Below are 23,528 nucleotides of genomic sequence, written 5' to 3'. Positions count from 1 at the left end.
AGATAAAGAAATTGTGACTTGGCATTGCTGGAGGGATTTGTTGAATGACAAGAACGAAAGTAAACATAACAGTGCTACAATCTGGCAGCCATAGTGCTTCGGACATCTGGATCGATGAAGGTCTCATCAAAAAGCTTAAAATAGCTATAGAGCATCCCGTTACAATTCGTTATGGTTCACTTCACAAAGAAGTGAAGGCATTCCCTGTCAAACGTAACTCAAATACATCGAATTTACGTATGAATAGCCAATTAGCGTCGACTTTAAATATAAATAACGATGAACCGATCTGTATGATCTACAAGGAAGGGACACATACGCTTACAATAGGTCCATTGATCGGCGTCATGCTACGCAAGATACATGTGAAGAATCCTGAACAATTATTTGGAAATCAATCTTCCTTTTGTACAGAAATGTCAGAAGCCTGCAAGCGCTATGGAGCCAAAGTGTTCTTCTTCGCACAGGACGATATTCAAAGTAATCATCACACAGTAACGGGTTGGACTTTAACGAACGAGAATAATTGGGTTAACAAGTCATTTCCAATTCCGAATATTCTATATAATCGGCTTACTTCTCGTGTCATTGAGGACAGTAGCAAAGTACAGCAATTCATGAAAGATATTAAAACATTTCACGGCACTCACATTTTTAACGAAAAATATTTAAGTAAACACGAAGTTTTCGACGCTCTTAATCGTGATCAGAGATTACAACATTATTTACCCGAATCTCATTTATTACGTAATTCTAAGATACTTCGGACGATGCTAACTCGTTATTCAACCGTTTTTTTGAAGCCTGTCAAAGGATCGCTTGGTCGTAGAATCATTCGCATACGCCGAGCCGATGAAACCGCATACCACTCCGACTATACGAGCTTGAATGGACTTCAAAGACATACTCACTCTAATTTTACGAAGCTTGTGAGCAGTCTAAGCGGCAAAGTTAAATCACAGTCTTATCAAATCCAGCAAGGAATTCATATTATGTCAGTAAGCGGTCGGCCCGTGGACTTCCGTGCACTTATACAACGTGGATCAACTGGTAATTGGAGTATTACCTCCATCGTAGCTAGAATAGCTGGGAATCAAACATTCGTCTCGAATCTAGCACGGGGAGGAACTCTGAGCACTATTAGCGGAGCCCTTGAGAAGTCTAATCTTCAGCAGCAGCATCATGCATCCATTTCAACCAAGTTACGCAAGTGCGCATTAGATATCGCCAAAGGAATCGAGGAGCAAATTCCATTTCATTTTGCTGAACTAGGTATCGATTTAGCTGTTGATGTACGCGGTATGGTGTGGTTAATTGAGGTGAACTCCAAACCTTCCAAAGAGGATAATTCTCCACTGCAAATAGGTAAGATTCGGCCTTCTGTTAAGCAAATCATCAAATATTCACTCTTTCTTATGAAGTAATAACTAGTATAACGAATCAATTTCATAATACCTTTAGCTGCTTCAATCAAGGCTATATATAGATCAAAACGGTTTAATTTGTCTATATATAGTTTCAATTTAATGGTTTCAATGAGTTATGAAATTGATTATAACAACAAAGTAAAAGGCTGAAGGGAAAATCTCCCCACAGCCTCTTTAATTTGCAGCTGACTTTCGTTTATGGGCTAAAAATATGGCATACTCAAGCGGCCGGCGGCATGATTTGCGATATAAATCCATTCTTCCGATCCCTTTGAAAATATCCCTTCCTGGTTTAGGGTTAACCTCAATCAACCAGACCTTCCCTTCTGTATCTACACCAATATCAAGGCCAAATTCCATCATACTGCCAAAATGAGTCTCAATCGTTCGAACCACCTCAAAGGCTAGCTCGAAGCATTCCTCTCGTATTTTCTCCATTTTGGAATTGCCAAATTTCTTGGAAATGACTTCCTCAAACACAGCAGCTCTGCCGCCTCCATGCAAATTTGAAGTTGAAGAGTTTCTTGGGCCGATTCGGATACCATACCCTGTAATTGTCCATTCCCCTTGTTTATCTTTTTGGATGAGAAGCCGCATATCCGCCACATGCTCGGGAACAAGTTCTAAATCAAGCCCTTTCTGAATCATGAATATACCATTCCGTATTTTCTCTTGATCTACCCACTGATCTAATGAACGTATGAGAGATTTCTCATCATTGAAGATGGCTGATTTCTTCGTAAGCTGACGAGTTCTGGCCATTATGGAATATCCCTTAGCGTTATTTAATGTAGTTAATTTAATGATGCTTCTACCACCCGTACCGTTCCCTGGCTTCAAATAAAGAATCTTATGTTTAGTTAACATTTCTTGCAATTGATCTTTCGAATATTGAACTGTTTCCGGCATCCATTTACGCAGCACATTCGTATCCATGAATAACCGAGTTGCATTCCACTTATTGGTATATTTGTTGTTAGCATAAGTGAATAACTTCGAATTTCGAACTTTTTTGTACTGTGGATTGCCATTCCGACAGCGATCAATCACAATATCCGGCCAAGGATACACTTTACTTTGAAACCCTCCCACTTGATGAGGAACATAGCCACGGATAGTGCGACTGCTCTGATCAATATCACTTGCTGAAAATAAATACACAACGGCACCTAATGCTTGCCCTTCTTTGACGAGCTGAAGTAAATACCGTGATTCTTTGAATCTTGATCCCTGTCTCCAGGTCAGTATGCCAATAACCGGCTGCTTCTGCATGATCCTAACACCCTCTGTCGTCTGTCGTTTATACCTTAGGTATTTGTCTTTACTAGTATATTCCTTCGACGTACAGCGGTTACGTGAATCTGCAAATATTCAAGTCCATTACACCTTAATCCCTTGTAGTGCATGACTCCACAGATGAGCATTCTTAAATGAATGAACATCCGTATTAGGGATTTCTATGACGCACACCTTATCGATGTTCCAATCTAGTTCAACGACTTTATTTCTTGTACCATTATTGACAACTAGCACACGAAAGTCATTTGTGACCGTTTCCGCCAATACCTTCTGTAGTTCAACGACATCTCGATACAACCCTTGAATTCTAACGAATAAGACCTTCTCATCATTCTCCAGACAGGCTAGAAACCGCTCTATGCGCTTGTTTAACTTGAGTTTAAATTCCATATATGTGTGTAAATGATGTTCTGTATTGTCATCTATGAAAAAATCATGATAAGAGTAAATATGCGAGTAATCATCATATACAATGAATTGCTGATTATACTTTCCGACTACTTGCATATTCTCTATTTCCATAAACCTTGCAAACCGGTGCTTAATCAAATAATTAATACTAGAAAGCTCAGGTGCTGCCATCCAATCTATGATTCCTGGAAATGTTCGTAGTCTATTCTCCTCCAAATGAATCGCAGTTAAACAGCGTCTACCAAGGCTAAACACAGAGTTATATGTTCCTTGTAAATCTTGCAATCTCACATTTAATCCCTCCTCTATCAATCCGAATCATATATATAGTAAATGCGATATCAGAGTTTTAGTTTGGGTAAATGTAGCCATTAGCAAATACAATTAATATAAACATAATTACCGATATGATTGTGACTCAACACCAAATCACTATATTAAAATGATGCTTATAGATAGATGACCGCTGCGCATAAATTTATATTTTCCTCAAACAAAAAAGTCTCGATTCCAAGGAATCAAGACTTTTTATTGGCGAGAGGATAAAATACAATACCTACTGCAACTAACACAAACCCTGAGATGAATGTTGCCAGATTAGCCGTTCCTGCAATTATCATCCAAAGTGAGTACGCTGTAGCAGCCAAAGCGATAAAACCATCTATCTTACGCTGCTTAGATTGCCCCAAGTACGTATCGCCACTTGCAGTTATTTTCAGCTGATAAATGGATGCAGTAATATACGGAATTAGAACAGCCAGTACTGCAATAGTCGTGACATATTCAAAAGCCCCTGCCAGCGAGCTCGATAATGTTGAAATTAGAAGTGCTTGTGTCATCAAGTTTGTAATCAACAGCGAGTTTACAGGTGCTCCATTCTTATTCGTTGCTTTAAATATAGGTATAAATATATCATGCTTTGCTGCTTGATAGGGTACTTCAGCACTCAGTAATATCCATCCAAGTGCACTTCCTATTAAGGAGATCAGACCAAGTCCTGCCATCACATAGCTACCTGACGGACCAATTACGGCTGATAATGCATCAACTAACGGTTTATTAGATGCCATTAGCTCGTCTTGTGTTAATATACCCATCGCAAGTACGGAGATACTTAAGTAAATAAAAAGTGCTATGATTAGACCGATAATGGTAGCTTTCTTAATGTCAGATTTCTTACGTGCTCGTGATGAGAAGACGACAGCTGACTCCACTCCAACAAACGCCCATAAGGTGGCCATCGAAGCTAAGCTAAATTGTCTAAGAAAAGGAATAGGTTCTCCAGTACCGATATCTAATTTATCCTGCATCATCGGTGTAATATTGGCTTTGTCGAACGCCCATAAGCCAATTACAATGAAAATTGCAAAACCAAGCACTTTTGCAGTGGTAGCAATCAGATTGAGCTTACCTGCTCCTTCAATTCCACGTATAATAATGAGATGATTAACCCACAAGAACATGGAGCAGATTATAAAGGTAATAGCATTCCCAAGTTTAAATGAGAAACCAAATATCGAAATCAGTTCAATTTGACTTGTCATCATTGGAAAGAAAGCAGATAAGTAACTGGCAAAAGTCGTCACTATGGCTACGTTACCTGCTATATTTGCGACCCAATATCCCCAAGTAGATAAGAAGCCAGCAACATGGGCTCCTTTTGAGTTTTCTTTAAATAAGCCTTTGGCATACATTTGCGGTCCGCCGCTGAGTTCAGGTTTACGAATTGACAAATTACCGAAAACGAGGGCGATCAACATAACGCCAAATCCTGTAAGAATCCAAGCTAGTATGACTCCCATTGGATTTGCTGCTTTTGCAAGTGTGCTTGGAAGCATAAATATGCCTGAACCCACCATATTGCCTACAACAAGTGCAATTAATAGCCACAAGCCAAGTTTGTTGTCTTTCATGATGTAATTATTACTCCTCCTTGTGACTCTCACTTTTTTTCACAAAGTTTACTATACCTTAGAATAAATGCTTGAATCAAGAATAATTCCTACCAAATAAGTTGTAATTATTTGGTGTCATTAATAATAGGGTTGACATTTGTTTTGACCTCGGCCTATACTGTTAAATACAACTAAAAATAACTTTCTTATCAAGAGTGGCGGAGGGAAAAGGCCCGATGAAGCCCGGCAACCGATTATGATGTAGCTATAGCTTAAAGCTAATTTTTCATAATGTCATGGTGCTAAATCCTTCAGAATTTGAGCAATCGAATTCTGGCAGATGAGATGCGGATGATGACGATCAACCCTTTTGCTCTGCGCAATAGGGTTTTTTTTATTTTAGAAACGCACCTGTTTATGAGAACGGTATAATCGTTTCTTCATGTAGAAAACATAACAACTAAGAAGGTGACAACAATGATGATTCAGCTAGAAAGTATTAATAAAACCTATGTAGACGTGAAAGCAGGCAATAAACATACGGATGCATTACGAGATGTTAATCTTCAAATTAAGCAAGGTGAAATCTTCGGCATGATTGGACATTCAGGAGCTGGTAAAAGTACTCTCCTCCGAATGATCAATCTCCTCGAACGTCCGACCTCAGGCAAAGTACGTATCAATGAGATTGAATTAACTTCTCTAAGTCATAAAGAGTTACAAGAAAAACGTAGGAAGATCGGAATGATTTTTCAACACTTTAATCTGCTCTCCTCTTCTACGGTGGAGCATAACATTGCTTTTCCACTTAAGTTAGCCAAACGTTCTACTACTGTAATAAACCATAAAGTAGATGAACTGCTTAAACTTGTAGGGCTTGAGGAACATCGGAATAAATACCCCTCTCAGCTTTCAGGTGGACAGAAGCAACGTGTTGGAATTGCAAGAGCTTTAGCAGCAGATCCAGACATTCTACTATGCGACGAAGCTACATCAGCTCTTGACCCGCAGACAACGAGTTCGATTCTACAATTGCTCTCTGATATTAATCGTAATTTAGGTATAACCATTGTCTTAATTACACATGAAATGCAAGTCATACGATCGATATGTGATCGCGTCGCAGTCATTAATCAGGGGATGATCGTTGAACTAGGTAATGTAGCAGAAGTTTTCCTACATCCTACCCATGAAGTCACGAAGCAGTTTATTCTTGAGCTATCTGATTCTGTAGAACAGAATTCATTCTTATATTCATCAGATTATCCGCACCAACTTGTGAAAATCACATTCTTGGGTGAGCATACTTATTATCCTATTCTTTCTGAAACTGTACAGGCAACAGGAGTTACCTTTGCCATTATGCAAGGAACGATTTCCAAGATGAAGGATGTTCCATATGGTCAGTTAGTCGTTTCATTTCAGGGCGATACGCAAGCCGTTGAGCAGACGATAGAACAATTAACGAATCGCGGTCTGCATGTGGAGGTGATGAAATGAGTTTAGATCTGTTAAGCTCCATTAACTGGACAGATATTGGACAAGCAACTATCGATACCCTAATCATGCTGATTTTCTCTTCCTTATTTACTTTTATCATTGGTTTACCGATTGGCGTCCTTCTATTCTGGACATCCAGTAAACAAGGCTTGTCACGAGTCTTATACAGAATCGTATCCTTTATTATTAATATTCTGCGCTCTGTACCATTCATTATTCTAATGATTGCGGTTATCCCTATTACTCGGCAACTCGTTGGAACATCGATTGGGGTGCAAGCCGCGATTCCTCCACTTGTCTTTGCAGCTACACCATTCTTTGCGAGACTTGTGGAAACTGCTTTGCGAGAAGTTGATCGAGGTGTTATCGAAGCAGCACAAGCAATGGGCGCATCGAATATGCAGATCATTTTCCGTGTACTGCTTCGCGAAGCTAGACCAGGCTTATGGGCAGGAATAACGATTACGACAGTTACCCTCGTATCCTATACAGCCATGTCAGGATTTGTTGGCGGCGGCGGATTAGGTGATCTTGCAATACGCTATGGTTATCAGCGTTTTGATACTACGGTTATGGTAGTGACCATCATCATCCTGATTATTCTTGTACAACTGCTCCAAATGACAGGTGATAAGCTTGTCACTCGTTTCACCAAAAAATAAGAAATCACATCTAAGGAGAGATTTTCATGAAAAAACTATTATCCGCCCTACTCGTAGCCTCCCTGCTACTGATTACAACCGCTTGTGGTGGAACTAAGGAAGGTACAATCACCATTGGCGCTACTGCAGTGCCTCATGCTGAAATTCTGAATATGATTAAGCCCATACTCAAAGAGCAAGGTGTTGATTTAGTAGTCAAAGAATTTACCGACTATATACTACCGAACACCCAGTTATTTGAGAAACAGCTTGATGCGAACTTCTTCCAGCATGCTCCATACCTAGAGTCACAAAACAGAGAAAAGAAAATGGATCTCGTACCCGTAATCGGTGTTCATGTAGAGCCATTCGGAGCGTACTCTAAGAAAATTAAAAATATCAATGAGCTAAAAGATGGCGCAACCGTAGCGATCCCGAACGATCCTTCGAATGGCGGTCGTGCCCTTCTATTACTTGAAAATCAAGGTCTGATTAAACTTAAAGCTAATGCAGGCATTGAAGCTACTCCAAATGATATCGAAGTTAACACTAAAAACTTAGTAATTAAAGAGCTTGACGCGGCAATGCTTCCTAGAGCGCTTGATGATGTTGAATTATCACTAATCAATACGAACTATGCTCTCCAAGCAGGGCTTAATCCAGTGAAGGATGCTCTGTTCATTGAGGATCAAAAATCCCCTTATGTGAATATCCTAGCCGCTCGTCCTGACAATAAAGATTCTGAAGAACTACAGAAGGTTGCCAAAGCACTTACTTCACCAGAAGTAAAGAAATTTATTGAAGAAAAGTACCAAGGTTCCATCGTTCCAGCATTCTAATGTAGAACTTATCCTTTCTTCATAAATGAACAAAACCTCGAAATTATGATGCTGATTATCCAGCATAAATATTTTCGAGGTTTTTTAGTGTAAACATCTTCCAATACGAACAAATGTTTGTTATAATTAAACCAAACAAATGTTCTTATAAGGAGGTATTAATGATGAAAGTTTGCTACAATTTTCGTTTTATCGATGAGGAGAATGAATATAATTGGAATGACCTTACTTTCAAGTTCTATCGGGAGGGTCATGTTGTGATCATTGACAATGAGTCAGGAAATCGTGTGCATCCGAAACAATTGAAAGGTAAAGCGTTAGATTTCTATATTCGCAAACGTATTTATCTCATTAAGACAAACCTACAAGAACAACAACTTAAATATGCGTAGATCTATATTCACAGTTCATCACATGATCATTAACAATACCTACACCTTGCATGAATGCATAGATAATCGTGGATCCAACAAAGCTAAAGCCGCGTTTCTTCAGGTCCTTGCTTATAGCATCCGATAATGGAGTTGAAGCTGGAACCTCACTTAATGACTGCCACTCATTAAGAATAGGTTGATGGTTCACATAGCTCCAGATATAGTGATTAAATGAACCAAACTCTTCTTGAATACGAATAAAGGCCTGTGCGTTATTGATTGTTGCACGAATTTTCAATCGATTTCGCACAATCCCTTTATTCTGCAATAGCTCATTGTACTTGGCTTCATCATAGCTCGCCACCTTGTGGACATCGAAGTGATCCAACGCTTCTCGGTAGTTCTCACGTTTCTTCAGAACTGTGTACCAACTCAGCCCAGCTTGGGCTCCTTCAAGAATAAGCATTTCGAATAGCTTAACATCATCATGAACAGGCACTCCCCACTCATGATCATGATAATCTACATATAGCGGATCTTCATTTACCCACCCACACCTAACTGCCATACCAATCAACACCTTTCATAACGATCACAAGAATAGAAACTCATGTTCGTATCTTAACAGACAGATGTTGTTTTTGTCGATTCCTTTTTTTGATGAATGAATCTTACAATGATGCCTTGACTAGTTGATAGCAAGCAAGTTTCCCCTAAGGAAACTTTTATGGCAAAAAAAATTGCAACACATGTGTATTGAATAAATTAGGTGAATGACTCATATCTATATTCACCATTATTATACAATACAACAAAGTTGCAATAGATCTTAACTTGTCTAAACTTTATTCTTAGATATACGATTCATGCTTGGGTTATATTCCGACGCCTTCGTAGAATTCAATGTTATTGCCTCTTCCAATATGGATGCGTTATTCTGACGATTTTTTATTTTTTCCGCTTTATTCTTCGGCATTTTGTCTGTCACCTCCATTCGATCCTCACATAGTTTGCTATGAACAGACATTTCGTATGTGTCGAATCGATGGTGAGCAGATCGGATTGTGCGCTTACCCAGGAAATACTTCGCAAGGAAATATTCAATTTCCCGTTGTTTCAGATAAGCTACAAGCTCGGTATGAAACCCGCCAATTTAGTGCAATTTAATTGATGTGCATCATATTGGAACATTAGCGATGCGAACCATCAATTGAAGGAGGCGAATACCGTGCCGGAAAGTCAACAACATCAAGAACCAATTAAGCACGCGGAAGAACATGCAGAAAGTGCAATTATGGCAGCACAACGTGCTGAAGCAATGCTTCATGATGCTTTAATAGCAGCTGATCCACAGCAAATTCAAACTGCACAAGCAAGAATAGAGCAAACGAAACATGATATTGTGGAAGCTCGTAAACATATGGTTGAGTTTAGTACTATGGAGCCATATGCACAGCAGCTATCTTCCAAATCTGAAGATTTACATAAAGCTTCGCTTGATATGGAAGTAGCAACTGACAGATCCAAAATGCCGAAACAAGTGAGATAATGGATCACAGTTCCACACTACCTGATCTTCGGTGTATGAATCCCAGCAATACAAAAGATAAGAATGATGCACTCAAAACGTAAAACAATGAAGCCAGTGACACATAATTAAGCATAAATCCACCGATCAGAGGTCCTACTAAGCTGCCGAGACTAAAGTTCACCGAAGCAATAATATTCGCTTTAGGTAACAATTCTTTCGGCAGTATATCTGCCGCATACGCCATACCAAGTGAGAAGAAGGAGCCAACCATGCCTCCGCCTATTACGAATAAGGTTCCGACTATCCACACATTTGCACCTGCGAATGGAACTAGTAAAAATGCTGCTGCACCAATTGTTCCAGTAACCAGTAACACAGGTTTACGACCAAGCTTATCACTCCATGTACCAAGCGGCAATTGCAGGATTAAACCACCGATACCAATTAACGGCAGCAGGATAGCAACAGCTCCTTCCGTAAACCCAGAGCGCAGTCCATATACAGGGAACTGTCCGTTCATCGACGCTTCCATAAATCCATAGAGGATCGATGGAATTAAGGCAAACCAAGCAATTCGAATCACATTGGAATAAGTTTGGTTAATCTTTTTGGTACTTTTGACGGCGAAGCCTTCTTTGGAATCAGGCATCTTAACAACGAGTAAAGTTAGTACCAATAAATAACAAAATGCTAATACAACGAATGGTACCCACACTCCGTGTTTAATAAGTGGGATTCCGAATGGTCCGATGGTAAACCCTAAACCATAAGACATGCCGTATAAGGAAATGTACCGTCCTCTACGATCAAGTGGAGCTGAAGCAACAACCCATAATTGGGAAGCAAAATGCAGAGCACTGTCTCCTATTCCTACAAGTAATCGAAGGATAAACCATATCCATAAGTTTTGTGTAAGAGGGAACATAACGATTGAACCTATAACAAGGATCATACCTGCTACAATGACAGGCTTAAAACCAAATTTTCTTGTTGGTTTCTCAATAAAGAACATCGTTCCTAAGATACCGATATATAATCCAGCGGCGTTCAATCCATTAACCTCAGGTGAAACACCTGCTTGTTCTAATATGATCGTCAATAGCGGTAATAATAAGCCTTGACTTGATCCTGCTACAATGACGACTAATAAAAGTAAAATAAGTTGCACTAATAATGACTTCCTTCCAAGTTTATAACGATTACAGAGTTCATAACACACTTAATCCGGGAAGAGCTCTGCCCTATCTAATCGATCAACCACATTTTGCAACTTGTGATGAGCTGGAACACGAAACTTTGGATCTAACAATATTCGAAGCCTCTTGATCCAAGCATCAAATTCAGCTGTAGCTGCAAATACGTTCGCATACCAATCATTCATATAGACAAAATAAGGTCCAGGATACTTCTCTGTAAGAAACGATAGCAACGTATTCAGCGGGGTATACTTCTTACGTTTACCTTCCCACTGATCAATCACATAATGATTTTGTATATGAAGGCTTTCGATTATCGCTTGTAAGTTCTTGATCCGCTTATAATAAGGATTGTCACAAGGAAACTTCATACGTTTAAGCGTTTCTTCATGCTGAGGAGCAAATACGACCTTAGCAAATGATCGTTCATTAGTAAGCTCAAACAATCTAGTCACCTGCTCCTCCTCCCAATCATCGAACGAATCTAACACAAATAACGTCCCTTTAACCTTTGACTTAGGCTCCTCATAACCAAAAGGGACTGTAATATTGTCTCTAGCCATCGTTATCCCAACCACCTTTCGAATACCTGTATCTAGATTAACCTACCATCGTCATCATCATGCCATGAAAACATTTTCGTTTATAGCCCAATTATTATATAATACAACATGTATTCCTAAAATAACTTTATTCTCAAAGGAGACGAAATCGCATGAGAGATCCGCGTTTACAAGTATTCGCTAAGAATATCATCAATTACTCCGTCAACTTGCAACCAGGCGAAAACGTTCTAATCGATTTTATCGGCATCAAAGATTCTGAACTACTGAAATGCTTTATTGAGGAAGCACACAAAGCAGGCGGTCATCCTTTCGTAGACATGAAAGATCCTGCTGTCACTCGTTCCATCATGTTAAACGGTACGAAAGAGCTATTCGAAAGCATGGCTGATATTGAATTACACCGCATGAAGAAAATGAATGCTTACATAGGTGTTCGCGGCGGCGAAAACATCACAGAAACTTCAGATGTTCCTGAGGATCAAATGAAGATGTATACGCAAATTTATGCCCGTCCTGTAACTGATCAACGTGTGAACCATACGAAATGGTGTGTTATGCGTTATCCAAGCCCGTCAATGGCTCAGCAAGCAAATACGAGCACAGAAGCTTTTGAAGATTTCTACTTCAATGTATGTAATCTGGATTACAGTAAAATGGCAGTTGCAATGGATCCTCTTGTTGAACTTATGCACAAGACAGATCGCGTTCGTATCGTGTCCCCAGGTACGGATCTAAGCTTCTCCATTAAAGATATTCCAGCAATCAAATGCTCCGGCTTACGCAATATTCCAGATGGTGAAGTATACACCGCTCCCGTAATTGATTCGGTCAATGGTGTTCTTTCATACAACTGTCCTACCGTATACTCAGGTACATCATTTGAGAATGTTGTGCTTCGTTTCGAGAATGGTAAGATCATTGAAGCCACTGCGAACAATACCAAACGTATCAATGAAATACTAGATACAGATGACGGAGCTCGTTATATCGGTGAATTCGCGATCGGCGTTAACCCTTATATCCTGCATCCAATGAAGGATACCCTATTCGACGAGAAAATTGCGGGATCCTTCCACTTCACACCAGGTCAAGCTTATGTTGTTGCTGATAACGGTAACCGCTCCTCAGTACACTGGGATATGGTTCTGATTCAACGTCCTGAATACGGCGGCGGAGAAATTTACTTTGATGATGTACTCATTCGTAAAGATGGCTTATTCGTCATCCCTGAGCTTGAGTGCTTGAATCCTGAGAACTTAAAATAGCAATTAGTAAGAAGTAAAAGCAAGCTCCCGTATTAACGGTGAGCTTGCTTTATTTGTCATATGGATAAGAATCATTTCTTGACCTGTGTTTGTTAATTTATTCCACTCTACTTTTGGCGTAAGAAGCAGATCCAATAACGCCACCATCATCGACCAATTCACCTTGCACGATTGTTAGGCGATCCCAATAGTTGGGAATCACGTTTTGTTTAAGCGTTTCTCGCATTGGAGCATATATACGTTCCCCTGCTAGCGAAGCTCCGCCACCAATTACAATACAATCCGGGCTCATGAGTGAGACAACAGCTGCTAATCCCTTACCAAGTAGCTTGCCAGTGTGCTCCATAATTTCAATTGCAAGCTCATCACCTAAGTCATAAGCTTTAGATACATCTACCGCAGTTAGCACAGCGTTAGGATCTTGTACTAGCTTCTCCTGCATGATGCTTGTACGTCCTGCTGCTATTGCTTCATTCGCTTGTCGTGCAATACCTGTTGCTGACGCCACTGTTTCAAGACAGCCTTCCAAGCCGCAGCCACACAGATGTGTCTCGCCTTCCATCCGAATATGGCCGACTTCACCAGCCATGAATCCGCCACCATAGAACAGCTTGCCGTTAGTAACATATGCTCCTGCAATGCCAGTTCCTAGCGTAATTCCGAATACACAATCGAACCCGCGTGCAGCTCCGTTCATTGCTTCACCATACACATACATGCGGACATCATTATCAATAAATACCGGTTTACCAGTCAATTCTTGTAAGTTGGCCGCAACAGGATAATCTCTCCAGCCTAGATTAGCCGAGAATAAACATACGCCTTGTAAGGGATCAATAAATCCAGGAGAACCCATGCCAATACCATGCAGATCATTTTTATTCACACTATGTAATTCTAGTACTTCATCAACCATCTCTGCTATTTGACCAAGTACATGCTCACTACCCAAATGTGCTCCAGTCGGTCTCTTCACTTTGCCAATTAAATCCATCTCATTGTTTAACAAACCACATACAATATTCGTACCGCCAAGATCAATTCCAATCCAATATTTCATCTCATTGATTCCTCCTGCAGCTACTCATTTTATCCGTATTCAAGCAACCAATAAATTCACGTAATTCTGTTACATTCGGAAACTATTATACGGATTAAATCACCAACCTGCAATATAGTAGTTTACTGTCATAAGGAAGCATGGTCTGACCCAGGAGGAGTTGCTGGAGAGTTGACTGTCTTAGAAGAAATATATCGATTCATCCATATGAAGAAAATAACAGCAAGGAACATCGGAATCACAAGTAATTTTAACGAGAATAGGAGATTAGTTTGATCCGATATCATACCAGTTACCGTTGGACTCGGAACATCGCCAATAATATGCATGATAAATAGCATTAACGCTGTCGCCGTATTCCATATTCGAAGTTCAGTAACATCATATAGGAGAGCTAATATGACCCCAACATGCCAGAATAAGAAGAATATCGATATACCTATTAATGGTATATTAACCCACTGAAGCCCCATTAACAGAAGGATACAGCTAATAATCATCGATATTGTAATCACATGTATGCGCGCGCGAGGGTTATACTTGTGCCAATAATCAGCAATATAACCGCCAATTGGCACCCCAATAAAACCAGAGAGAGCGATAATTGCCCCTAGTACAAGCCCAGCTGTGTCAATCGAATAGCCTAGTTCTCGTTGCAACAGCGTAGGGCCAAAGAAAGATAGCGCCCCAAAACCATAAGATATCATAGCGTAACCAACTGATAATAGTATAAAAGGCTTATTTAAAAATAATTGCTTCACATCGGACAAATTGATTTTCGTTCCTTCTTGATTGGAAGGAAGCTTTTGATGATCGGGATTACGGTCAAGCTTCAATCTCCATGTGAAGAAAGCTAAGATTAGTCCGGGGAAACCAACGATCAGAAATGCAAATTGCCAGCCGAATTGCAATCCAATCGCACCACCAGCAAGTACACCAATTGAGCTTCCGATTGGCATTCCGAGATTAAACAGACCCATGATACGAGCTCGTTTACTCTGCACATATAATTTGGATAGAATAGTTGAACCTGTTGCGACGAATGCAGCTTCACCTACACCAATGAATGCACGAAATACATATAAGGATTCAATTGACCATGCAAAAGCAGACAGTATCGTAGCTGAACTCCACACCACCGCACCAATGGCCGCAACCTTATGTGGCTGCCAACGATCCGACCAGATTCCAAAGGGCAATGCAGTCAATGCATAAGTAATCATAAAAGCTGTGCCGAGTATACCTAGCATTTGATCTGTAGCGTTGAAGCTTTCTTTAAGCAGTGGTAATACGGCGGAAGTAATTTGGCGATCTAAATAATTCATGATGTTAAGTAATAAGAAAAGATAGAAAACATTTCGAGTTTTCAGATAAAAACCTCCGTTCATTATCAGATAATGTTCATTAAACTCTTGTATGTATATGGAATATGTTACATGATGTAATAGTTTTGAAGATAATGAATAGATGTGGAAAAGAGGATGGAACATGCCAAATGTTTGGACACATATCATTTATAGTGAAGAGCTTCTTGAGGAAGTAGGACTCACGCATATCGTGGCAGATCAGGATTTGAAGCAAATATTCAATCTCGGTTACCAAGGCCCTGATGTCTTATTTTACCATAACTTATAACCTTGGCGTAACAGTTCTTTTGCATCCTATGCTTCAGGTAAGCCTTGTAATAGCTGTCTAGGAATTGTACATGTCAACTCAATGATTGGTTAGTCAATCTGCACCAATTTAATGTACGCACATAACCTGTATTACTACAGGCTAAAGCCTACATGGAGGTGTGTGTATATGGGAATTGAGTTAGTAGGAGTACACTGGCTGTACGTCCTATTTATCGTACTCATTATCGGTTTTATGGTGATGAGAAAAGATACAACTCTGATTTGTGTAGCAGGTATTTTCCTCATAGGATTAATTGCAACACAGTCATTACCAGATTCGGTTTCAGGCGTATTTGACTCTTTTATTTATGCCATTAAGGAATTGCTAGGAACCATCCTAGTCATCTCCTTAATCGTCGCAATGAGTTCGGTTCTAACCAAAACAGGTATCAATGAAATGATGATCACACCATTCACCAAGTTAATCCGGACACCTGGACTCGCATTCTGGGTAATCGGTATTCTGATGATGATCATTTCTTGGTTCTTCTGGCCTTCCCCTGCGGTTGCACTGATTGGTGCAGTTCTGCTTCCAGTAGCCGTTCGAGTTGGACTCCCAGCCCTTGGGGTTGCGATGTCGATGAACTTATTTGGACACGGAATTGCATTGTCAGGTGATTATGTAATTCAAGGTGCTCCGAAGCTTACTTCAACAGCAGCAGGCATACCAATAGGAGACGTCTTAACGGCATCTATTCCCCTCGTAATCGTCATGGGGGTTGTGACAACAATTACCGCTTTCTGGTTCCTACGTCGCGATTTGAAGAAAGGCGTATTTAAGAACGAATTATCTACACTTAACCCTTCTACTGTAAGCGCTTCTAAAGAGTCTTATGGAATCTCATTAGGGACTAGAAAACTGTTTGCAATCCTTATTCCACTTCTATTCATCGGCGATGTTGTAGCTATGGTGCAGTTAAATCTACAAGGTGGCGACGCAACAGCACTTATTGGTGGAACATGTGTGTTCATTATGGGCCTAGTAGCTCTTATTGCCCATAAATCGAATGGACTTGAGAAATCAACAACTTATTTACTCGAAGGGTTCCACTTTGGTTTCAAAGTATTCGGCCCCGTCATTCCCATTGCAGCCTTCTTCTATCTGGGTGACTCTGCTTTCTTCGAATTATTCGGTAAAGTATTACCTGAAGGTTCGCAAGGCATCGTCAATGATCTCGGTGTCGCATTAGCACACTCGGTTCCTGTGAATACAGCGGTCAGCAGTATCACGCTGACAACAGTTGGTGCCATTACCGGACTCGACGGCTCCGGTTTCTCTGGTATTTCACTCGCTGGCTCCATCGCTCATTTATTCTCCGTCGCGCTTGGCTCCGGCATTGCCACACTTACTGCACTCGGACAAATCGCTGCAATCTGGGTCGGTGGCGGTACTCTCGTCCCTTGGGCACTTATCCCTGCAGCAGCGATCTGCGGCGTTAGCCCATTCGAGCTTGCTAGACGCAACCTCAAGCCAGTTGTTATCGGATTGTCTGTCACAACTGTGTTTGCCATGTTCCTTATTTAACGAATACGGATCCAAGAAACACAGATCCAAGAAACGATGAGGCTGTTCCCAAAGTAGATTCTTTCTACTCTAAGAACAGCCTCATTAGACATTGATTAACTAGATAAGTTCGCTTTATTTCAAACTTCATATGAATTGATAGTAATTTTCCATCGAAAAAATCGTACAACCCCCGCTTAGTGGAAGGTGTTAGAATCAGTGTTCAACGATACTCCGCTAACTAATACAACATTAACCGGAAACCATCCCGCTATTTTCAGCATACTTGAGGATTCAGAGGGATTAACTGGAATTTATCCTGTTAATTCTGGTCTTTGAAGCTAGTCTCGCCAAATACCATTTATTTACAGGGAGTTATTCCCGCTAATCTAATTGATAGAAGGAAGTTGGCGAGAATAGCGGGAGTAAATCCAGTTATTGTAGAGTCGCTTGGACTGAAAACTATTGATGTGATAACTTGTATGAACAAGCTATGATGAATATGTGTACGTTAATCGATTAATGATCTCGTACAAGTATAAGACTTGCTGAAAATTCACCCCAACCAGTTAATGATATCCATCGTCGACTTGAAACAATCGGATTTCAAGAAATCATCCTCATATTTCTCACTACACATCATCGGATGTCTACTCTCTTTTAGAATACCAGCTTGAAGTAAGCGTTTATTCGAAATCGCTTCTTTGCCCCATAAGAACCAGACTAGATCAGGTCTCGCTTCCGAAATAAAGGCTAGCACTTGATTCGAGAACTGTTCCCAAATTTCTTTATGACTATTGGGCTTGCCTACCACGCAAGTAAAGGAAGTATTCAAGAATAGAACGCCTTGCTGTTCTAACGAATCAAACCATTTGTCAGGCTGTAAAATAAGGAATTCTCCCCTGCTTATTTCACCCTGGATCTCTTTAAAGCCCTTGATATCCTGATAGGCGTTGATCTGGTTGTATGACTTATGAATCAGTCTAACAATGTTCTTCAGTGATACCTGACGGAAAGTCGAATTCCAATCGGACAAGCCACCAACTTCAAATGATCTTCCCGTCGCAACGCCTTGAGCAGGATACACATCCTGTCCAAGCCAAATAACTTTCACTTGACTCAAATCGATGGTCAGAAATCTGAGAATAACCTCAGGACGACTTGGATTCCGATTCGCACCAAGCTCCCCTTCAATCTCTAGTATATGATCAATCATCTGGTTAGTCATAAAAGATTCCCAAGACGGATGTATATATTCCGGGATTAGCATAAGACTAGTTCCGCCTTTCTAGTTCAATTCATTCATTATTCATTGTACTTATTTAATATAATTAATCATTTATCATATTAACTTCTAATGCGCCAGTGCTCTTGTTTTTCAACACTATACGGCCATCTGAAGACGAACCATCCTCACTCTTAAACTTCAGCTTCGCTGTTTCACCCTTGGTAATCAGTGCCTTCACTTGGGCATCCGTTAACGTGCGTCCACAGCTTTCCTTCCAAATTACAAAAGTGCAACCAGACTTATAGTGAGAACAGCCGTATCCTTTTTTGCCCATAAAAATAGCCCCGCCACAACCCTCTCTTGGACATTGACCCACTATACTCACATTCCCACTTACTTGCGCTTGAGTAGTTGATGATGTGGCTTGGGATTGCCCACCTGCCGCTTGCTTGGCGCTTTCCCGGCTTCGGGATGCAGCAGCTTGTCCAACTTGTCCAACTTGTCCAGCTTGTCCAGACTGTCTGGATTGTCCATCTGCTTGCTTAGTTCCAGAAGCTCTGCTCTTAGTTTTGTTAGATTTACCATCTTTGTCCTTACCGCTAGCACCACGATCCTGTTCACCGAAATCTGCCTGCGATGCACCTCGCTGTGCTTTGACTTTATCTACAATCACGCCAGCAAATCGCTTCACTTGCTCAATGAAAGCTGTATCCGTTGCGTCGCCTCTTGCGATCTGATTCAGCCTTCGTTCCCACTGGCCAGTCATTTCTGGAGATGTTAGTAGCTCTACACCAGCCCCACGAATTAGTTCGATGGCTGTTCGGCCTTTTTGGGTAATCATGAGACGCTTACCTTGCGCATCGATATATCCAACAGTTTTGAGCCGCTCAATTGTAGCCGCACGTGTTGCTGGAGTCCCAAGCCCTGAGTCCTTCATCGCATCTCGGAGTTCCTCATCCTCTACAGCCTTACCTGCGCTTTCCATGGCCTTGAGTAACGTACCTTCTGTAAAATGCTTAGGCGGCTGCGTCTGCTTCTCCTTGATCTCCGCTTGATAACAATGTGATGGATCGCCCTGGATCACAGAGAAGGGTTCGGATACTTCTGTTTCCTCTTCCTCTTCTTCCTCCTGCTTATCACCCTTTGCTTTACGCTTGTTGTTCTGCTTCGTTTGCTGAAGATCGTCATAGATGACCTTCCAACCCTTATCTAGCAGTTCTTTCACATTTGTCTTAAAGGTTTCCCCGCTTACTTCAGTAAGTACGGTATGAGCCTTGTATTGCGCTGGCGGATAGAACTGTGATAAGAACCTGCGAATGATCAGATCGAACAGCTTATTCTCATCGGGTGTCAAGCCTGATGCCTTACGACCTGTTGGCATAATCGCATGGTGATCCTCGACCTTCGATGGATTACAGATCGACTTGTTATTCTTATTGACTATGGAACGGTCTGCGCCTCTAACTAGAGCATCATAGCTCGTCCCTTGGAGTGAAGCTAACGCCTTATGCATCTCAGGAATATTCGCCTCATTCACATAGTTGGAGTTCGTACGTGGATAGGTAATCACTTTGTGCTTCTCATATAATGCTTGTGCAGTATCCAATGTTTTCTTGGCTGAAAAGCTATATCTCGCGTTCGCATCCCGCTGTAATAAAGTTAAATCGTACAATTTAAACGGATATTCTTTGGTATCTTTGACCTCATACTCCCGAACATGTCCCGTCTTACCATCAACTTTCTTTAGAAGCTCTTCCACTTTATCCTTATCGGTTAGTCGCTCACCCTGCCACATCCCGTGATACTCTGTCTCATTCTGCTTGAAGGAAGCTTCTAAATCATAGAAAACAAGTGAATCGAACGATTCGATCAGCTTCGTTCGGTCATACAGAAGCGCAAGTACAGGGGTTTGTACTCGTCCTACAGATAATAAAGTATTGTACTTTGTCGTGAAGGCGCGGGATCCGTTCATTCCGATCAACCAGTCCGCTTCACTTCGAGCCCTAGCTGCATTCGTTAAATTCAAGAATTCGGCGCCATCCTTAAGTTCTTCAAAGCCCTTACGTATTGTCTCAGGTGTCAAATCCGATATCCATAGCCGTTTAACAGGCTGATTCAAGTTTAAATAGCGTGCAATCAGCGCAAAAATATGCTGACCCTCACGCCCAGCATCACATGCATTTACCAGCGAATTACATTGTTTAGCTAAATCACCGATAACCTTCAGTTGGTCCTTCGTTCTCTCATTCGGTACTAAACGAAATTCATCTGGGATAATGGGTAAATGATGAATGCTCCATTTTTTATATTTATCGTCATAGGCGTCTGGCTCTGCTAGTCCAATCAAATGTCCAATCGCCCAAGTTATAATGTAGGTCTCGCCCTCAATATGCGTACGTTTATTTACAGCCCGTGGCTCAATAGCTGCTGCGATATTCCGCCCCATATCAGGTTTCTCGGCGATTACGAGTACTTTCATAGAATAGGTAATCCTCCTCAGCTCTTTCCAAAGAAAAGCGTTCTTCATCAGCTTTCACAAACACTAGTTCCTTATATTATACAGAATAAATGCCGCAAAAAGATAGAATACGACATGAATATGGTCCCTTTAACCCAAATACCTTATTAATCACGGGTGTTACCCTTTGGATTTTTCGTAATTTAAGAGGTCGCAAGAATGATCAGGACTTAACCTTAAAAGAAGATATAATTATCATATAGACCTCCTGATCACAATTGTGTGAGGGCGGTTTTGTCTTACCGACAATTGATTTGATCAACATTTCCTTTAGTGATATAATGGATCTCTTTCCCAAATAAAAATAGAGCAGATGAATTCGAAGAACGTCTTTCGAAAAGCTCTTAGGAGGTAACTGAGCTTGGAACAACAGATTCAAAGTGCCTATCAAGAGGAACTAAGTAAACTTGAGCAAGTAAATGCAATTATCGATGAACAATTGCGAATCTTGCAACAGACTTCACGTTATTATGGACAGGATGTAACGGAGCAATTGCTTGATTCGATGCGTGAAGCGTCGAAACAATCCTTGGCTGTTGCTACGGTTGAGCCTTACTTCGGCAGACTCGATTTTATCGAATCAGGAACTGAGCAAGTAAAGCCGCTTTACATTGGCAAAACAGGCGTTCAACATGATATCGAAGGCGAACCACTTGTCATTGATTGGCGCGCTCCTATTGCCAGCATGTTCTATTCATTTACCGGCGGGGATTTACCTACATCCTATGAATCGCCTGAAGGTATGATCGAAGGACTTGTGTATCTGAAGCGCAATATGGTGATCCGCAAAACAACTCTACAACGCGTTGTTGACACGTATAATCGTGCAAGTGACAATGCAGCCATTACAGATGAATTCTTGCTCTACCGACTTGGCGAAAATAAAGATAATCGTTTACGCGATATTGTCTCCACCATTCAAGCTGAACAAGACCTTATCATTCGTTCCGCTAAGAATACGGCACTCATTATTCAAGGCGTCGCAGGTAGTGGTAAAACAACCGTTGCCCTGCATCGACTTGCTTTCTTATTGTATCAATATCGCGAGAATATTCGCGCAGAGCGAATGATTATATTTGCTCCAAATAGTATGTTTCTTGACTATATTTCGGGCGTCTTGCCTGAACTTGGGGTAGGCAATATTCAACAGACCACCTTCGCTGATTGGGCGCTTAGACTGCTTGATCAAGAGGTCATCTTGAAGGATCCCGCTGATTCATTAGAATATTGGTTTGCTATAGGACCCAAGCGGCCTCAGATGAACGATCTCGCACCAGGTCGTGCCAAAGGCTCTATCAGCTTCATGAAACATATTGATGAACAGTTAGCCAATTACGAACAACAATTTGTACCTTCTGGCAACTTTGAGCCATGGGATGGAAGTACATTACCTGAGCTTACGATACGTGATTGGTTTGATAAAGAATACAAGCATTATCCACTTATGAAGCGCTATGAACGCGTAGTTGCAAGGATTAAACGATGGCTTGAAATGCAGTTAGACCGAGCTTCATCTGCTAATGCTCGTAAAGAATTAAAGAAGAGTGCTAATCAAAAGCTACGGACTTATTTGAAGCGATGGCCAGTTCATACGCCATTTACCTTTTATAAACAAATGATGAACGATCCTACTCTATTCAAAAAAAAACAAGTGGATTTAGAAGATTTAGCGCCGCTTGTATATATCAGGAACTTCTTTAATGGAATCGAAAGTGATGATCGGTTCGATCATACGGTGATTGATGAAGCACAAGACTTCTCTCCATTCCAAGTAACCTTACTTCAGCAGCATACACTTAATCAATCTTTCACCATACTTGGTGATCTATCACAAGGAATTCATGCGTATCAGGGCGTTACGAGTTGGGATGAGCTACGCGGGTTATTCCCTGAGGATCAATTTGGTTATTTTGAATTAAAACGAAGCTATCGCTCAACGATGGAAATCATTCATTTTGCCAATGCAGTCCTGATGGCAATCAAGGATCAAACTACTCTTGCTGAACCTGTCTTCAGAAGTGGTGAATCCGTTAAAGTGATTCAGCTCTCTGCATCTGACCGAATATCCTATCTTACTCGTACAGTAGAACAGCTTGCTTCTCGGAATAATGATACAATTGCTCTAATAGCGCGTACTGCTAAAGAGTGCATCAAGTTACACACAGCGCTAGAGCAAGCAGGTCTTAGTACATCTCTTATCTTACCGAAGAACAAACAATATGCTGGAGGAATCTCCGTTCTGCCAGTCTATATGGCCAAAGGACTTGAATTCGATGCTGTCATTCTGATTGATGTAGATCCCGTCAATTATGAGCAGAATGATCATGATGCTAAGTTGCTCTATGTAGGTTGTACACGTGCATTACATGAGCTTGTCGTGGCGCATAATGGAACTCCTTCTCCGCTGGTCAGCCAAATACCAACTGACCTATATAATCAAATCTAATCAAAACAGGCTCCCTTTACAGAATGCATCTGTATAGGGAGCCTTTCTTCCTAATAAGTTCTGAATGTTCGCGTACGTGAGTTCAATGAAAGCCTCTAGAGGAGGAGCTAACCTTTTTTACAACAAAAGATCCTCAACTGTACGAGAATCTT

The 23,528-nt window shown here is 40.9% G+C and carries 21 protein-coding genes, 1 pseudogene and 1 riboswitch; of the genes and pseudogenes, 11 read left to right on the top strand and 11 right to left on the bottom strand.

The genetic code is table 11. The annotated features are described in order from the left end of the window. The first annotated feature begins 44 nt into the window (after positions 1 to 44). Entirely contained in the window at positions 45 to 1,424 is a 1,380-nt protein-coding gene (locus tag AC1DOK_RS15420; protein ID WP_477555188.1) for a YheC/YheD family endospore coat-associated protein, read from the top strand. Between the two features lie 177 nt (positions 1,425 to 1,601). Here AC1DOK_RS15420 and AC1DOK_RS15415 read toward each other — a convergent pair whose 3' ends face one another. The 3 genes from AC1DOK_RS15415 to AC1DOK_RS15405 all read right to left on the bottom strand — a co-directional run bounded on the left by AC1DOK_RS15415 (position 1,602) and on the right by AC1DOK_RS15405 (position 5,050). After that, positions 1,602 to 2,699, bottom strand: coding sequence for a YheC/YheD family endospore coat-associated protein (locus AC1DOK_RS15415; RefSeq protein WP_477555187.1), 1,098 nt, complete (start codon positions 2,697 to 2,699; stop codon positions 1,602 to 1,604). A gap of 108 nt (positions 2,700 to 2,807) precedes the next feature. After that, a complete protein-coding gene (locus tag AC1DOK_RS15410; protein ID WP_477555186.1) occupies positions 2,808 to 3,428 on the bottom strand; it encodes a DUF1796 family putative cysteine peptidase in 621 nt (206 codons plus the stop codon). Between the two features lie 227 nt (positions 3,429 to 3,655). Further along, positions 3,656 to 5,050 carry an amino acid permease gene (locus AC1DOK_RS15405; protein WP_477555185.1) on the bottom strand — a complete coding sequence of 465 codons (1,395 nt, stop codon included), beginning with the start codon at positions 5,048 to 5,050 and terminating at the stop codon, positions 3,656 to 3,658. Positions 5,051 to 5,235: 185 nt separating this feature from the next. After that, positions 5,236 to 5,379, top strand: a riboswitch (SAM riboswitch). Positions 5,380 to 5,512: 133 nt separating this feature from the next. Between AC1DOK_RS15405 and AC1DOK_RS15400 the strand changes: the two genes are divergently transcribed. The 4 genes from AC1DOK_RS15400 (at position 5,513) to AC1DOK_RS15385 (ending at position 8,404) form a co-directional block, all read left to right on the top strand. Beyond that, a complete protein-coding gene (locus AC1DOK_RS15400; RefSeq protein WP_477555289.1) occupies positions 5,513 to 6,532 on the top strand; it encodes a methionine ABC transporter ATP-binding protein in 1,020 nt (339 codons plus the stop codon). Continuing rightward, positions 6,529 to 7,194: a methionine ABC transporter permease gene (locus tag AC1DOK_RS15395; protein WP_477555184.1), complete on the top strand. Its 666-nt coding sequence runs from the start codon at positions 6,529 to 6,531 to the stop codon at positions 7,192 to 7,194. Before AC1DOK_RS15400 ends, AC1DOK_RS15395 begins: the two co-directional genes overlap by 4 nt. A gap of 26 nt (positions 7,195 to 7,220) precedes the next feature. Then, a complete protein-coding gene (locus AC1DOK_RS15390) occupies positions 7,221 to 8,012 on the top strand; it encodes a MetQ/NlpA family ABC transporter substrate-binding protein (RefSeq protein ID WP_477555183.1) in 792 nt (263 codons plus the stop codon). A gap of 164 nt (positions 8,013 to 8,176) precedes the next feature. Then, entirely contained in the window at positions 8,177 to 8,404 is a 228-nt protein-coding gene (locus AC1DOK_RS15385) for a hypothetical protein (RefSeq protein ID WP_477555182.1), read from the top strand. Here the strand turns inward: AC1DOK_RS15385 and AC1DOK_RS15380 are convergent. Continuing rightward, positions 8,391 to 8,954 carry a DNA-3-methyladenine glycosylase I gene (locus tag AC1DOK_RS15380; RefSeq protein WP_477555181.1) on the bottom strand — a complete coding sequence of 188 codons (564 nt, stop codon included), beginning with the start codon at positions 8,952 to 8,954 and terminating at the stop codon, positions 8,391 to 8,393. The two genes, AC1DOK_RS15385 and AC1DOK_RS15380, sit on opposite strands and share 14 nt — an antisense overlap. A 270-nt stretch (positions 8,955 to 9,224) precedes the next feature. Further along, complete coding sequence (locus tag AC1DOK_RS15375) at positions 9,225 to 9,362, bottom strand: hypothetical protein (protein WP_477555180.1); 138 nt, start codon at positions 9,360 to 9,362, stop codon at positions 9,225 to 9,227. A 252-nt stretch (positions 9,363 to 9,614) separates the two neighbouring features. Here AC1DOK_RS15375 and AC1DOK_RS15370 point away from each other — a divergent pair, with 252 nt between their 5' ends. Then, on the top strand, positions 9,615 to 9,935 hold the full coding sequence (locus AC1DOK_RS15370; protein ID WP_477555179.1) for a hypothetical protein: 321 nt from the start codon (positions 9,615 to 9,617) through the stop codon (positions 9,933 to 9,935). A 4-nt stretch (positions 9,936 to 9,939) separates the two neighbouring features. On the opposite strand, the gene AC1DOK_RS15365 is transcribed toward AC1DOK_RS15370, so the two are convergent. Next, entirely contained in the window at positions 9,940 to 11,085 is a 1,146-nt protein-coding gene (locus AC1DOK_RS15365) for an MFS transporter (RefSeq protein ID WP_477555178.1), read from the bottom strand. A gap of 51 nt (positions 11,086 to 11,136) precedes the next feature. Further along, positions 11,137 to 11,676 (bottom strand): hypothetical protein, encoded by a 540-nt coding sequence (locus tag AC1DOK_RS15360; RefSeq protein ID WP_477555177.1) that lies wholly within the window; start codon positions 11,674 to 11,676, stop codon positions 11,137 to 11,139. Between the two features lie 152 nt (positions 11,677 to 11,828). Here AC1DOK_RS15360 and AC1DOK_RS15355 point away from each other — a divergent pair, with 152 nt between their 5' ends. After that, a complete protein-coding gene (locus AC1DOK_RS15355; RefSeq protein WP_477555176.1) occupies positions 11,829 to 12,944 on the top strand; it encodes an aminopeptidase in 1,116 nt (371 codons plus the stop codon). 97 nt (positions 12,945 to 13,041) lie between these two features. Here AC1DOK_RS15355 and AC1DOK_RS15350 read toward each other — a convergent pair whose 3' ends face one another. Together AC1DOK_RS15350 and AC1DOK_RS15345 are read right to left on the bottom strand one after the other, a co-directional pair. Beyond that, the gene (locus tag AC1DOK_RS15350) at positions 13,042 to 14,004 is read right to left on the bottom strand and encodes an ROK family protein (RefSeq protein ID WP_477555175.1); all 963 of its coding nucleotides are present in this window, start codon (positions 14,002 to 14,004) and stop codon (positions 13,042 to 13,044) included. Positions 14,005 to 14,132: 128 nt separating this feature from the next. Further along, positions 14,133 to 15,392 (bottom strand): spinster family MFS transporter, encoded by a 1,260-nt coding sequence (locus AC1DOK_RS15345; protein ID WP_477555174.1) that lies wholly within the window; start codon positions 15,390 to 15,392, stop codon positions 14,133 to 14,135. A gap of 100 nt (positions 15,393 to 15,492) precedes the next feature. Between AC1DOK_RS15345 and AC1DOK_RS15340 the strand changes: the two genes are divergently transcribed. Together AC1DOK_RS15340 and AC1DOK_RS15335 are read left to right on the top strand one after the other, a co-directional pair. Then, complete coding sequence (locus AC1DOK_RS15340; protein ID WP_477555173.1) at positions 15,493 to 15,639, top strand: hypothetical protein; 147 nt, start codon at positions 15,493 to 15,495, stop codon at positions 15,637 to 15,639. 168 nt (positions 15,640 to 15,807) lie between these two features. Next, positions 15,808 to 17,205 carry a hypothetical protein gene (locus AC1DOK_RS15335; protein ID WP_477555172.1) on the top strand — a complete coding sequence of 466 codons (1,398 nt, stop codon included), beginning with the start codon at positions 15,808 to 15,810 and terminating at the stop codon, positions 17,203 to 17,205. Between the two features lie 535 nt (positions 17,206 to 17,740). Here the strand turns inward: AC1DOK_RS15335 and AC1DOK_RS15330 are convergent. Both AC1DOK_RS15330 and AC1DOK_RS15325 read right to left on the bottom strand, forming a co-directional pair. Further along, a complete protein-coding gene (locus AC1DOK_RS15330; RefSeq protein WP_477555171.1) occupies positions 17,741 to 18,412 on the bottom strand; it encodes a uracil-DNA glycosylase in 672 nt (223 codons plus the stop codon). Positions 18,413 to 18,515: 103 nt separating this feature from the next. After that, positions 18,516 to 20,891 (bottom strand): type IA DNA topoisomerase, encoded by a 2,376-nt coding sequence (locus AC1DOK_RS15325; protein ID WP_477555170.1) that lies wholly within the window; start codon positions 20,889 to 20,891, stop codon positions 18,516 to 18,518. A gap of 140 nt (positions 20,892 to 21,031) precedes the next feature. On the opposite strand from AC1DOK_RS15325, the pseudogene AC1DOK_RS15320 reads away from it, so the two are divergent. Both AC1DOK_RS15320 and AC1DOK_RS15315 read left to right on the top strand, forming a co-directional pair. Further along, a pseudogene (locus AC1DOK_RS15320) lies at positions 21,032 to 21,127 on the top strand (undecaprenyl-diphosphate phosphatase); the annotation flags it as partial. A gap of 164 nt (positions 21,128 to 21,291) precedes the next feature. Beyond that, entirely contained in the window at positions 21,292 to 23,376 is a 2,085-nt protein-coding gene (locus AC1DOK_RS15315) for a HelD family protein (RefSeq protein ID WP_477555169.1), read from the top strand. Positions 23,377 to 23,528: the final 152 nt, after the last annotated feature.

The organism is Paenibacillus sp. P5_B5 (assembly GCF_056400365.1).
This window is presented reverse-complemented; position numbering and strand designations above follow the sequence as displayed.

Excerpts from the sequence above, each read along its gene's own strand:
- AC1DOK_RS15350 (WP_477555175.1), bottom strand. The coding sequence starts at position 14,004 with ATGAAATATTGGATTGGAATTGATCTTGGCGGTACGAATATTGTATGT.
- AC1DOK_RS15355 (WP_477555176.1), top strand. The coding sequence starts at position 11,829 with ATGAGAGATCCGCGTTTACAAGTATTCGCTAAGAATATCATCAATTAC.
- AC1DOK_RS15380 (WP_477555181.1), bottom strand. The coding sequence starts at position 8,954 with ATGGCAGTTAGGTGTGGGTGGGTAAATGAAGATCCGCTATATGTAGAT.
- AC1DOK_RS15375 (WP_477555180.1), bottom strand. The coding sequence starts at position 9,362 with ATGCCGAAGAATAAAGCGGAAAAAATAAAAAATCGTCAGAATAACGCA.
- AC1DOK_RS15390 (WP_477555183.1), top strand. The coding sequence starts at position 7,221 with ATGAAAAAACTATTATCCGCCCTACTCGTAGCCTCCCTGCTACTGATT.
- AC1DOK_RS15340 (WP_477555173.1), top strand. The coding sequence starts at position 15,493 with ATGCCAAATGTTTGGACACATATCATTTATAGTGAAGAGCTTCTTGAG.
- AC1DOK_RS15415 (WP_477555187.1), bottom strand. The coding sequence starts at position 2,699 with ATGCAGAAGCAGCCGGTTATTGGCATACTGACCTGGAGACAGGGATCA.
- AC1DOK_RS15330 (WP_477555171.1), bottom strand. The coding sequence starts at position 18,412 with ATGACTAACCAGATGATTGATCATATACTAGAGATTGAAGGGGAGCTT.
- AC1DOK_RS15405 (WP_477555185.1), bottom strand. The coding sequence starts at position 5,050 with ATGAAAGACAACAAACTTGGCTTGTGGCTATTAATTGCACTTGTTGTA.
- AC1DOK_RS15325 (WP_477555170.1), bottom strand. The coding sequence starts at position 20,891 with ATGAAAGTACTCGTAATCGCCGAGAAACCTGATATGGGGCGGAATATC.
- AC1DOK_RS15360 (WP_477555177.1), bottom strand. The coding sequence starts at position 11,676 with ATGGCTAGAGACAATATTACAGTCCCTTTTGGTTATGAGGAGCCTAAG.
- AC1DOK_RS15385 (WP_477555182.1), top strand. The coding sequence starts at position 8,177 with ATGAAAGTTTGCTACAATTTTCGTTTTATCGATGAGGAGAATGAATAT.
- AC1DOK_RS15345 (WP_477555174.1), bottom strand. The coding sequence starts at position 15,392 with ATGAACGGAGGTTTTTATCTGAAAACTCGAAATGTTTTCTATCTTTTC.
- AC1DOK_RS15420 (WP_477555188.1), top strand. The coding sequence starts at position 45 with ATGACAAGAACGAAAGTAAACATAACAGTGCTACAATCTGGCAGCCAT.
- AC1DOK_RS15395 (WP_477555184.1), top strand. The coding sequence starts at position 6,529 with ATGAGTTTAGATCTGTTAAGCTCCATTAACTGGACAGATATTGGACAA.
- AC1DOK_RS15335 (WP_477555172.1), top strand. The coding sequence starts at position 15,808 with ATGGGAATTGAGTTAGTAGGAGTACACTGGCTGTACGTCCTATTTATC.
- AC1DOK_RS15400 (WP_477555289.1), top strand. The coding sequence starts at position 5,513 with ATGATTCAGCTAGAAAGTATTAATAAAACCTATGTAGACGTGAAAGCA.